This window comes from Undibacterium sp. 5I1, assembly GCF_034314085.1.
Lineage (GTDB): Bacteria > Pseudomonadota > Gammaproteobacteria > Burkholderiales > Burkholderiaceae_D > Undibacterium.
In genome coordinates this window covers 2,932,593-2,943,994 of sequence record NZ_JAVIWI010000001.1, presented here as the reverse complement: position 1 = coordinate 2,943,994, position 11,402 = coordinate 2,932,593, and the positions used below count along the sequence as shown (strand labels likewise).

The window sequence follows — 11,402 nt, the reverse complement described above, 5'->3', positions numbered from 1 at the left end:
GATGGATTATGCATTGGCTAAGGTCAAAGGGCGTCTCAAGACGCCATTTTTTAAACTGGTTTCGGATCTAAGCCTTTTCGACACCATTGCTGTGAATTTGCCAAACTGTATCCAATACAATCCAGACCACAATCTGGACGAAGATTCATGGTTTAAAGTTGAGCAGTTTAGTCAGCAAACATATTGCATCGATTTACTCAAAAAGGTTTTTGACTCAAAAGATTATGACGATTTAAAAAAAGCGCAGTTCATCAAAATTGCCTATGTTTTTTCTGTCCAAGGTGATGACTTTTATTTTCAGAAAATTAGCCCTTCATTGTTTATTCGCAGGAAAACGCTCGTATTTGGAGAAGTCGCGGAAGTGCAAGAGGGGCAGGATCGGCTGGTGATTAATACTCAACCAGATGCCGTATATTTTAAAGCCTCGGACACTCTTATATTCCGCAACTTGGCAACTATATCAAGCATATTTACAGGAATTGATGAACTGTATAAGGAAGCAACAAACGCTGAAGTTAAACAATTTTTGGAAGAATCATTCATTGAGTTGACTGCGGACTATAACGAGGAAAAGGTCTCTAAGCCAAATCGCAAACGAATTGCACTTGCAGCAGCTACACTTGCGACTATGTCGGATCAAGAAAAATCAAATATGCATACCTACGTTGAAAGCTACTGTGGGGGGAAACTAAAGTTTGATGATAAGGCGAGTAAATTTGAAATATCAAACGATGAAGAATTGAAATTTTTGTTGTACGGTATCGAGCAGCGGTTTTATACCACTCCATTTGGTAAAGAAAAACGATTAGCGAACTCAGTCGTCGCTCTGGGCTAAAACGCTGATCAGCTTGAAACAGTCAATTAATTTCCAGCCCGGCGAACCAGAAGGTTCTGTGCAGTCGTTGATTGCGGATTGCCGTACAAGGTTGCCAGCACGTCCCAAAACGCCGTAGAAGTAGAGTCACCAATACCAAATCCATTGAAGTGATTAGCAAGCCCCAGTGCGTGTCCAAACTCATGAGCCACAATAGCTTGCGTCACGTCGCAGTGACCATTCCCAAGGTTTAGGTAGACAGGTTTTGACTTAATCCCATTTTGGCTATCGGGTTGAATCACGTTCCCCATATTGGGACCTTCCGACACATTGGCGCAGTAACTTTGGTAATCGGTCGATCCTACAGGTACAAATGACGTGCCATAACCAACCTGAATGAAATTCCCATTAGCTGGCATTGCTGAAACAGGTTCTAAGATCAAAAGATTCCTCAATTTCGTATTGATTTGCGTAATGGCATTTTGTGCCTTGCTTGCATAGTCTTGTTCAGTCGCGTTACCACTCGCTGGAACAGGAATATAGACAAGCACATGCTGATTCGGTGTTGAAGGCCACCGCCAAGTTCCTGCTGGTCGGTTCACTGGATAAATAATCGGTAAAAAATTAATATTGCTAGATTTGACGTTCGCAATAATTTCGGTATCGGTTGCAGTGGTCATAGCAGGTTGATTGTTGCCATTACTGCCGCTTGAATTGCCGCCACCACAGGCTGACAGTGCGAAAGTGAATAGAGTTACCACTATGAGGCTGAATTTCATGTTGTTGTCCTTGAGTTTAATTGAGTGTTTGAAATTGACGAAATGAGAATTAGGTTGGTATTACCCAGCTACTTTTTGCTTGGATTTTTTCGCCACAATCAACCCTGAAATGATGAGAATGACTGACATAAAGAAGTGTGTGAAATGCACGTCAAAAAGAATTGTGTGCCAGGTTACAAGCTGGAAAACAAATGGGTACAGAGCGTATGCAGCACCAGCGCCTAAAAGCAAAATAGATTTTTTTGTAAAACTGAAATTTTCACGAATGAACCTTTTCCACGTCCAGTCATACACCGCAGGATTCAATTCAAAATTATCCTGAAAAGTCATATTGCAGTTCATGCACTTGCTTGTACTGTTATAGAAGCACATTAATTCTGGATAGACGTATTTACGCTGGTGGTGAATGCTAGGAAAGCGATAAATAACGTAGGCCATAGCAATGAGGAATGGGACGGGCACAAAACGACTCCCAGCCATACCCAGACCGATCATTGGCACTATCCACATAATAAACGCGGCAAAGATACTGAAATAAGACCATTTCTCTGGCGCTTTTGCGTTTTCAGCTTCAATTGTTCTTGATATCGTGGTGGTATTGACCGTGCCAAATTGACCGGGCTGAGAACCAATGGCAAAACCTGTTCCTTTTGAGACCGTTGTTCCTGCGTAGTAAATAGTGGAAAGTTTTTTCGTGTGATCTGACTTGCAGTAAGGACATTGCATAGCTTTTTCTTTCTATTTGTCGAGATAGGTAACGTGCAACCATTAATTGAATAGACCTATAAAATCAACAAATAATGATTTAATATGTCATTTTACATTAACGCATTGAGTCATTCCAAGGTTGACGTAAAAAGATCACAGTTCAAGATCTAATATGACGGGGTGTGTCATGCAACAAGAAGAAATTAGTCCAGAAAAGCAATTGGCTCGTGAAGTCGGTGGGATTATTGCGATTCGCAGGAAAGCCAAGGGATTGACTCAGGCACAATTAGCCGAGCGCATGGACATTGAAAAAGAAACAGTCAGTAGGATTGAAACTGGCCATATCGCGCCGACATTGGCACGCTTAGCTCAGATAGCCAAGTTACTGGATTGTGAGATTAGCGACTTACTCAAAATCAGCACACCTGATGTGAGTGACCAAGCATTGGCACTAATGAATCGCATGGAGGATTTGAGCGAAGGCCAGCAAACTATCTTGCTGGATTTATTCGGGAAGGTTGCATTGGCTATGGGTAAGCTGAATGCCAAGGATAGAAAAGTCGTGGAGAAATTCCTTGGCGATATTTTGCAGCGTTAAATTTAGTATAATTGCGCGAATATTTGTCAATATGACACTGTTGCAAATCATTTATTTTTGAATAAGGTTTTTTATGGCTGAGATAACGGCATTCCTTGCAGACCCTCTAGTATCTTTGCTGGGTTATATACTGACAGTGATTTCTGGATTTATTGCGATTTGGCAATCAATCGGTAAATCCAGAGCACTTACTGATTTACAAAAATTAAAAGTGCAGATCGATAATTCCTTACAAAATTCGAATAATCTTTCTGAGACAGTAAATCAAAATCACGTCCAGCAAGGTCCAAAATCGCAATATTTTCAAGAGAACAAGGGCAGTATCAATATTGATAATCGAGGCTAAGAAATGTCTCAAGATATCAATTTTAACCACAATTCTGGTGCAATAAATATCCTTAACGAGGCGTCTATTCCCCGCGCAACAATCCTTGGGGTACTTATTGAAATCATTGCTTCTGGCGAACATGAGCCAATGAATTTGGCTCGAATTCCAGCTGAAATTGAAAATAAAATCAAATTTAATGATTTAATCTTCTATCGTTGGGTAGTCGACGAATATATTTCGAATTCATTGTTGGTAGATGGCTCAATGACCTCACTAAATCAAATAATTCTCAATGGCAGCACAAAATTGAAGCGACAGATGAAGCATTTTTATCTGGAAGCACTAGCTAAGTACTCTATTGGAACAAAACCATTCGATCTGAATAAATTAAAAATCAACTCAGATAATGTTATTAAAGAGGTTATTGCATTGGCAAAAAAATTCGTTACTGCATCAAATAATTTAAAGGATGGATATTTCGTAGAAGACATTGATCATGGTATCGCGTTGATTGTTAGTTACTCAATTATTGAATGCATCGTTTTGGAAAACCCAAATGATCACAATTGATTCTGATCCTAAACTGAACCCAATAAACATTGGCGCTGCGATCTTAAATTGTATGGCTAGTAGTAATTACACCGCGATTGATATTGAATGGCTGTATGAAAATATAAAAACTGAGTTTAATGCATCCTATGAAGTTTTTGTGTATACGCTGGATTGGCTTTTTATTGCAGGTGCAATTAACTTAAATGAAGAAGGCAAAATTGAATATGTTTCTGCATAAGTTAACTGTATATAAAAATTCAGAAATATTGCGTCAAGTTGAATTCAAACTTGGTTTGAACTTAATAATCAATTCCACTTCCGGCTTAGAAAAAACGGGCAACAGTGTAGGAAAGTCTACTCCGTCAAGATTACTGGATTACATTTTCCTTTCTGACGGGAAAGATATTTATATAGAAGCCGAGTTTAAAAAAAATATTCCCGAAGTTTTTGAATTTATTAATACTAATAAAATTATCGTAGAGCTAAGTTTTACTGGATACGATAATCGACATTATTTAATCGGAAGAAATCTATCTACCGATTCAAAAACATTTGATTACTATATAAATAGCAATCTGACCGATAAAAAATCATATACAGATTTAGTTTCTTCTCAAATTTTTGGCCTAAATTCTGAAAAACCATCATTACGCGTCGTTTCTCATAAATTTATTAGAAATACAAATGAAAAAATGCAGAACACCACAAGATTTTTGCATGGCTCATCTAAACCAGACGTTTATGATCAGTTGTATCTCTTTTTATTTGGATTTAATGGTTTGGATTTGTTACGTAATAAAGCAATATTGACAAATAACATCGCAACAAAAACCAAGCATTTAGCAGCATATAGAGATCCTTATCATGAAAGCGCGTTGCAACGAATGATTAAGCCGTTAAAAGCGGAAGAAAATATTTTTGAGAAAAAAATTAGCGAATTTAATTTTAAAGACAGCCAAGAATCAAGTGTCAAAATTTTGGTTACTACTCAAAGTAAAATTTCAGATATAACAATTGAATACTCGAAAGTCATGTCTCGTATTGACTATTTAAATAGGTCAATTTCAAACCTCAAAAGTAATACGGCTAAAGTTGATGGTCGTGAACTTTCTGAAATTTACGAAGAAGCAGGAATTGCAATAAGCGGGAATCTCAAAAAATCCTATGAAGATTTGTTGATTTTTCATAACGCAGTGGTATCAAATAAAATCAATTTAATTAATAAGGATATTGAAAAAAGTAAGGAGATTTCGTTAGGGCTTAAAAAACAAATTGATGATCTTCACGAAGATGAAGCGAGCATTTTTAAAAATATAAAAGAACCCGACACATTAAAGTCTATAGGTCAGATTTACAATGATTTATCAAACATTAGACGACAAATTGGAAGTGTCACAGCATTACTGGATAAAATTGAAAACACTAAATCTGAAATTGAATCATTGCGCAATTCTAGAGCAAAAATCATAAAAGAAATTTCAAATAGTACTGACGAATTAGACGGCAATGTTGAAAAATTTAATGTCTATTTTGGTGAGTTAAGTAAATATTTTTATGATGAACGCTATATATTTGATCTTAGGTTTGATACAGAGATTGAAAAATGTCGATATGAAATAGCGTGTATAACACCAAATTCTACAGGCGGTAAGAAAAAGGGTGAATTGAGTGCATTTGATTTAGCGTATATTTCCTTTGTTAATGAAAGTAAATTAAAACGACCAACATTTGTTGTTCATGACAGTATTGAAGATGTTGACGTCAATCAGGTTTTTGACATTTTTCAACAAGCGAATCAAATTAATGGGCAATATATAGTTGCATTGTTGAGTGACAAGATTTCTGATGAAAGATTTAAAGATTTTCTAAAAAGTTCTGTAGTTCTGGAACTTTCAGAAAGTGATAAATTTTTCAAATTTTAAATCAAACGAACTAAGCAACTAGAAATTCTTTAAGGAGAGTTCTTGGCAGGGCTTGCAAGGCTACCTAATGAGCTTACACGCGCAGTTTTCCAGTAAAGTTGGTTGCGCAGTTCTGTACTGAAGAATGTTTGAGCAGAACCTGTTTTTATATAAAAACCATGGAGATATATGGCTTTCAAGGTTCTGCTCTTTTTGATAGAAGTACAAACCTAAGCAATTGTCCAGCTCGTCCATGCTGTCCAAGTTAATTCTTAAATCTCTGCAATAAAATCTACAACAGCAGCACCCCCAAGGCAATTCCACGGCATCTCTGTTTTTGCAAGTCAATCTATCTGCAACACCTTTTCCCCGTCTCGCTAAAAATGCCAAGATTTGCACGTCTGCGAATCAAAACAAACATTCCCCTTCGGGATTTTCTGCAATCGGTTCTCTCTTCGTTGCGACTGCGATTTTGACAAATTGCTTGCATTGCTTCTTGTCCAGCCATGCCATTCGTGGCTTAGGCGAAACGACTCAAAAATGATGCAGATAAACGAGTTGTGAAGTCTGCAAAAACAGAGCAAGTCTTCAATCAACTTCAGGCTCAACCAGCCTAAAAACGATACGAAAGCAGAGAACACCATGAGCACATTTTTCGCACAGCCTTATAGCTTGGATGCAGTCGGTTTTTACTTTGATACCTTGGAGGCATACACCGAGAAATCAGAAAGCCTGCTGGACACTTTTGGCAACCCTGTAGAGGAGTTTGAAATTCAATTCATAGATGGTGACGACTGCGAGTTATTTTCAGCGTGTGGTATCAATCAAGCCAATTTAAACCTATGGTTTGAAACTATTGCAGATTTAGTTGAACATGAAAAAACAGCCTTGTATTACTTGCGCAGTGTTTCAAGCTATAACTTGGAAAATGCTTTGGATAAACTGGAAGACGTGAATTTATCTGAGGGGAATTTGAAGGACGTAGCAGAAAATCTGTTTGATGAATTCTACTTAAACGACGTACCGGAATCAGTGCGTGCTTATATTGATTATGAAAAGTATGCGCGGGATTGTGAAATGGGTGGAGATTTATACGAATTTGATTTTAACGGCACAACCTGGACATGCACGAATGCTTCGGGTATATAGCCAAAACCGCTTGGACTGCCCATCCAGTCCAAGCGGTTGCTGAACCTTTTAGAACAAAAAATAACGGGAGTGAAATTAAAATGTCGGCTTTCTTGACACGAATTTCTTCGCTACACTGTTTGTATTTAGTCGTGAATTGAGCTTATATTTTCTGACGAAATTATTGAAAATGCTTTTTCCCTCACCGTATTTTTCTTCAACAGCAAGCGCAATACCAAGCGCAGATAATCCCTGATTATTTGGTTTGTCAATTTGAAATCCGAGATCAAGTGCGCAATTCAGCAACCTATCGTAGCTTGCAGCGCAATAATCGAGTGGGCGAAGGTGAAAAATATCACCTTGGGTATCCGCCAGTAAATGGGAGATGTTTCCATTAAAAATTTCTTGCCCGTGATCGTCAAGAATATGAGTTGCCTGATTTAAATTAACCCCAAATTCATCAGCAAGTAAAAATGCATAAATCAGAGCATTTTCCTTGAGTGAACAAAATTCATTTTCTACGATCTGCTGCCAAAACCATTGGGTGATATTGAAACCCTTACGAATCAGTTCAGCGTCTAGTTCATCAGCGATTTCTTTGGCTAATTCTTCATTATGCAAAAGTGCTGACCTAAAAAATTGCAGCCGTACTTCTGGCGTTGCAATTTCTTTCCATTTTTCATAAATTGCTCTTGCTTCGGGAATGGACTTAGCAACCACAACGCTAAACTTGGCATGTGCCATAAGTGATTCATTGATCGTTGAAATCGCTTCTGTTGTCATTTCCGAAGGGAGAAATGACAAAGTGGGCATATCAATCAAGACATAATCTGATGGCACACATTCTTCAGCAACTGATCTGAAAAAACCAACTAATTGATCGTCCACCTTCATGACTGGAATTTGCATTTTCCATATTTCGGAAATGTCGTCAAATTGAACATCAGAATTTTTCTCAGCCATGACAGGTGCAGAAAACATAGGCACGATATGGGCAATAATCCATTCGGACACAGTACCCAAATGATATTTTATGGAAGTAGGGTGTGAGCCTTGAATTCGCCACTGTTTAATCGTTGCCACTGGTTCGCTTAACCAATCTGCCAATGCTGTTTCGTTTGTTAGTCGTGCAGATAGTGAAGTTGAGGAATTTGGAGAAGATTTCCGTATCACTACTGGGGATAACATCTCGAAAGTTGCGCCCAGGTGAGCCATACTGAGCTGAGTATCTGGCGATAATTGCTTGAGCTTGAGTAAAAATTCGAGTGGCGTCATAGTGAGTTCAAATGTGCTTACCGTCAAAGCGGTAAGCAACAATGTAATGGCATTAGTGTTCTTTGGCGACAGATATATCGTTCTAAGGAACCATATTTTTTACCAGCCATTCATTCCACCAGCCTTTTTGATATTTCAACGTATCAAAACGGATGAATGGAAAATTCAATGCTGTGAATGCATCCCTTGCCTGGACATCGGCTGATGCCTTACTACGATAATGTTTTGCCTTAATGCCGACAGGCGCATGTCCTGTCCATTGGTCGGCACGAACAGCGTCAAGATCACTTGTGCCAAGTGCGTCGGCTACCGTGTCACGGAAGCTATGCAGGACTTTAGTGCGTGGAACATGTACACCAATTTTTTCAAGATAATTATTCACGTCCCTAGATAAATTACGTTCTCGCTTTTCTCTGGAATCCATAGGCAGGTTCGGGAAAAGTCGAGTCGCACCCAGTGATTTTATATCTGCCAGATAATCATCAAAACCAATTTCCCATAATCTTGGGTGCAGCGGTATGGTTCTTTTTGATTGCGCATTTTTGAGTCGCTTTGTTTCTATCCTGTGCTCAATCGTATCGGGCTTCTTTTTGGGGCGGTGTTTAATGGAAATGCAGCGAATACCGTTTTCAATGATGATGTCATCCAAATCAAGGCAGGCAATTTCGTTTGCGCGAGCACCCGTAAATAAGAGCAGTAAAGGTCCCCAAAACTGATGTGGTCGTTTCGCCTTCATGAAGTTCGCACTGTCAAAAATCTTAATCAGTTCTTCTTGCTGGAACGCTTCTGCACCACCATCAATTTCGCCATCAGAGTGACGGACTGAATCTTCAAATGGATTTGGCTCAAAACAACGTCCCGCTTTAATTGCCCATGAAAAAAATCCAGATACATTGGTTAAGTGGTCATTGCATGTTCTGGCTGAAATAGTATCAGGAGCAGTGGCGTTGCCATTTTCATCAAGAACGGTAGGTGGGTTGAGTAGTATTTCAGATGCCGTGCCAATTTTAATATTGCGTTTTTTTGCATGCAGTGGAATATGTGATAGCGCCTCATTGAAGTCCATACATTCACGGCGAGTGAGTTCATGCACCATCCGATGATTACCACCCATCAGAATGCCAAATAATTCTAGACTTTCGGTATAGGATTTTTTGGTGGCAGCAGCAATGCCTTTTTTGGACAGCAAATAGGAATCAAAGGCATCTTTCAACGTGCTTGGTTTGGTTGGAAGTGCTGGCGCAAATTGAGTAATTTCTGCTTTTAATTTCTGCGCTTCTATTTTTAGTGCTTCAGTTGGCGGCGAAGCTGGTTGCTCACCACGACTGGCATGCAAGAAGAGAGCGAAATTTTTCAGTTCTTCTTGGGCGATCTGTGGATTATCGTTTGTTTGAATACGGGCAGCAGAAATACTGCCATCTTTTCCAATGGTAAGTCCTTCAACGATTAGTTTTTTAATGCTGTTTGGATCGAGGCTATCGGGATCAATCGTCATAAGTCGCGCCAATCTGGTAATCAATGGCAACATTGTGCCAGAAAGTTGGTAGCCCGTAAGCCTTGCAGTTTTGGGACAACGGGTAAGCAGGGAACGATTGAGTTCTGGCTGACCAAGAATGGCAGCGAGAATTTGTGGAAAAACGATTCGGAAATAAAAAACGCCGTGTCGAGAACGGCGTAGGTGTGAAGCTAATTTCATTGGTATCACCTCAATGTGAGGTGGAACACCTGTTTGGAACACCTGATATTTTAAAGGTCAAAAACCTCAATCAGATCAACAACTTATAATCTTGGTGGCCCGGGGCGGAATCGAACCACCGACACAAGGATTTTCAATCCTCTGCTCTACCGACTGAGCTACCAGGCCAAGACGAAGAATTATAGTGACCTGTCTGGCATTACGCAAGCTTTTTATGAAAAACATTGCCTGTCTTCGGCGGTTTGGCTTTCGTTGCGTCAATCAACTCTCAACTTAGCCTGCCGTATAATGGGGTGATTATTTTCCTTGGTTGTAAGGTGTAAAACAGCTATGTCCATAGAATCAAATCACAGTGATGTTTGCATTATCGGTAACGGTGCTGTAGGCAAAGCGGCGGCTTTGGGCTTGTCTCAGATAGGGTTGCGAGTCAGTTTGCTGTCCGCTCAAGCTGAATCTTCCGTGCCGCCTAAGGCGATTGTAAAATCAGATTCTGCGGATATTTTTGATCGTTGGGATGTGCGGGTTTATGCGTTAAACCATGTTGCCCATGACTTGCTTGACGGCTTAAAAGTTTGGGCTGCGTTTGATCAAGAGCGTGTGGTGCAGGTTGATGCCATGCAGATTTTTGGTGGTAGTACTGTTGCGGATGGCAAGCTGGGGTTTGACGCTTATGGCGCTCATGTTGATGAATTGGCGTGGATTGTTGAGGATAAAAATCTCAATCAGGCACTCGATAATGCCATGAAATTTGCACAAAATCTAACGCAGATAGTGGGGCGGGCTTCTAGGGTTAACGTGACTGAAAACTTCGCCTCAATCGAGTTAGAAAATGGTAGGCAGTTAACCACATCCTTGCTGATCGGTGCCGATGGTGCGCAATCTTGGGTACGAGGGCAAGCGGAAATCGGGCTGGGCTATCGCCCCTATGGGCAACAAGGTGTGGTTACAAATTTTGCTTGTGAAAAACCGCACAGAGGCGTTGCACATCAATGGTTTTTAGAAGAGCTTGGTATTATTGCCTTGTTGCCGTTGCCCGGACATCGAGTTTCGCTCGTGTGGTCCGCTCCTGATAGTTTGGCTGCGCAAATTTTAAGTGAGCCCTTAGCTGCATTGGCCGATAGGTTGGCGCCATTTTGTGGTTCTCTGCTTGGTAAATTAACGCCGCTTGAGCCACAAAATTGCAAGGCATTTCCGTTAAGTTTGGTACGGCCACATTGTATGATCGCGCCGAGGCTGGCATTGATTGGTGATGCCGCTCATGTGGTGCATCCGATGGCGGGTCAAGGTATGAATTTAGGTTTTGGTGATGTCGCTGCTTTGGTCAAGTTGTTGGCGCAGTCAGATTGTGGTCGTGATTTGCCTTTTGATTGCGGTGACACTCGTGTCTTGCGAGCTTATCAGCGTGCGCGAAGGGAAGAGGTCTTGATGATGCAATTAATGACGGACAATTTGTCCCGTTTATTCGCCACCAATGTGACACCGCTGCGGATTGCGCGCAACTTGGGAATGAACTTGCTGGACCGTTTGCCTGTCTTGAAAAGAAAACTAATTTCCCACGCAATGGGGCGTTAATTGTCGCGCGCCTTTTTTATAGATTGATATTTAATATGTTACGTATGAAGA

12 protein-coding genes, 1 tRNA gene and 1 pseudogene are annotated in these 11,402 nt (G+C 40.2%); 8 read left to right on the top strand and 6 right to left on the bottom strand.

The features are described from left to right. Position 1 precedes the first annotated feature (1 nt). On the top strand, positions 2–835 hold the full coding sequence (locus RGU72_RS12975; protein WP_322120124.1) for a hypothetical protein: 834 nt from the start codon (positions 2–4) through the stop codon (positions 833–835). Between the two features lie 26 nt (positions 836–861). Here RGU72_RS12975 and RGU72_RS12970 read toward each other — a convergent pair whose 3' ends face one another. Beyond that, a complete protein-coding gene (locus RGU72_RS12970; protein ID WP_322120123.1) occupies positions 862–1,593 on the bottom strand; it encodes a hypothetical protein in 732 nt (243 codons plus the stop codon). Between the two features lie 60 nt (positions 1,594–1,653). Next, on the bottom strand, positions 1,654–2,319 hold the full coding sequence (locus tag RGU72_RS12965) for a hypothetical protein (RefSeq protein ID WP_322120122.1): 666 nt from the start codon (positions 2,317–2,319) through the stop codon (positions 1,654–1,656). Between the two features lie 169 nt (positions 2,320–2,488). Between RGU72_RS12965 and RGU72_RS12960 the strand changes: the two genes are divergently transcribed. The 6 genes from RGU72_RS12960 to RGU72_RS12935 all read left to right on the top strand — a co-directional run bounded on the left by RGU72_RS12960 (position 2,489) and on the right by RGU72_RS12935 (position 6,829). Continuing rightward, entirely contained in the window at positions 2,489–2,899 is a 411-nt protein-coding gene (locus RGU72_RS12960) for a helix-turn-helix transcriptional regulator (RefSeq protein ID WP_322120121.1), read from the top strand. Between the two features lie 73 nt (positions 2,900–2,972). Then, entirely contained in the window at positions 2,973–3,245 is a 273-nt protein-coding gene (locus RGU72_RS12955; RefSeq protein ID WP_322120120.1) for a hypothetical protein, read from the top strand. 3 nt (positions 3,246–3,248) lie between these two features. Continuing rightward, positions 3,249–3,797: a hypothetical protein gene (locus tag RGU72_RS12950; RefSeq protein ID WP_322120119.1), complete on the top strand. Its 549-nt coding sequence runs from the start codon at positions 3,249–3,251 to the stop codon at positions 3,795–3,797. Beyond that, positions 3,784–4,017: an ABC-three component system middle component 6 gene (locus tag RGU72_RS12945; RefSeq protein WP_322120118.1), complete on the top strand. Its 234-nt coding sequence runs from the start codon at positions 3,784–3,786 to the stop codon at positions 4,015–4,017. Before RGU72_RS12950 ends, RGU72_RS12945 begins: the two co-directional genes overlap by 14 nt. After that, positions 4,004–5,701 carry a DUF2326 domain-containing protein gene (locus RGU72_RS12940; RefSeq protein ID WP_322121637.1) on the top strand — a complete coding sequence of 566 codons (1,698 nt, stop codon included), beginning with the start codon at positions 4,004–4,006 and terminating at the stop codon, positions 5,699–5,701. Before RGU72_RS12945 ends, RGU72_RS12940 begins: the two co-directional genes overlap by 14 nt. Positions 5,702–6,322: 621 nt before the next feature. Next, positions 6,323–6,829: an antirestriction protein ArdA gene (locus tag RGU72_RS12935; RefSeq protein ID WP_322120117.1), complete on the top strand. Its 507-nt coding sequence runs from the start codon at positions 6,323–6,325 to the stop codon at positions 6,827–6,829. 75 nt (positions 6,830–6,904) lie between these two features. Here the strand turns inward: RGU72_RS12935 and RGU72_RS12930 are convergent, their stop codons facing one another. The 4 genes and pseudogenes from RGU72_RS12930 to RGU72_RS12920 all read right to left on the bottom strand — a co-directional run bounded on the left by RGU72_RS12930 (position 6,905) and on the right by RGU72_RS12920 (position 9,947). Then, complete coding sequence (locus RGU72_RS12930; protein WP_322120116.1) at positions 6,905–8,083, bottom strand: hypothetical protein; 1,179 nt, start codon at positions 8,081–8,083, stop codon at positions 6,905–6,907. Between the two features lie 82 nt (positions 8,084–8,165). Next, positions 8,166–9,578, bottom strand: coding sequence for a site-specific integrase (locus RGU72_RS12925; RefSeq protein ID WP_322120115.1), 1,413 nt, complete (start codon positions 9,576–9,578; stop codon positions 8,166–8,168). Between the two features lie 54 nt (positions 9,579–9,632). Further along, positions 9,633–9,779: pseudogene (locus RGU72_RS21435) on the bottom strand (DUF6538 domain-containing protein); the annotation flags it as partial. Between the two features lie 92 nt (positions 9,780–9,871). Then, a tRNA-Phe gene (locus RGU72_RS12920) sits at positions 9,872–9,947 on the bottom strand. A gap of 162 nt (positions 9,948–10,109) precedes the next feature. On the opposite strand from RGU72_RS12920, the gene RGU72_RS12915 reads away from it, so the two are divergent. Continuing rightward, on the top strand, positions 10,110–11,351 hold the full coding sequence (locus RGU72_RS12915; protein ID WP_322120114.1) for an FAD-dependent monooxygenase: 1,242 nt from the start codon (positions 10,110–10,112) through the stop codon (positions 11,349–11,351). The last annotated feature ends 51 nt before the right edge of the window (positions 11,352–11,402 follow it).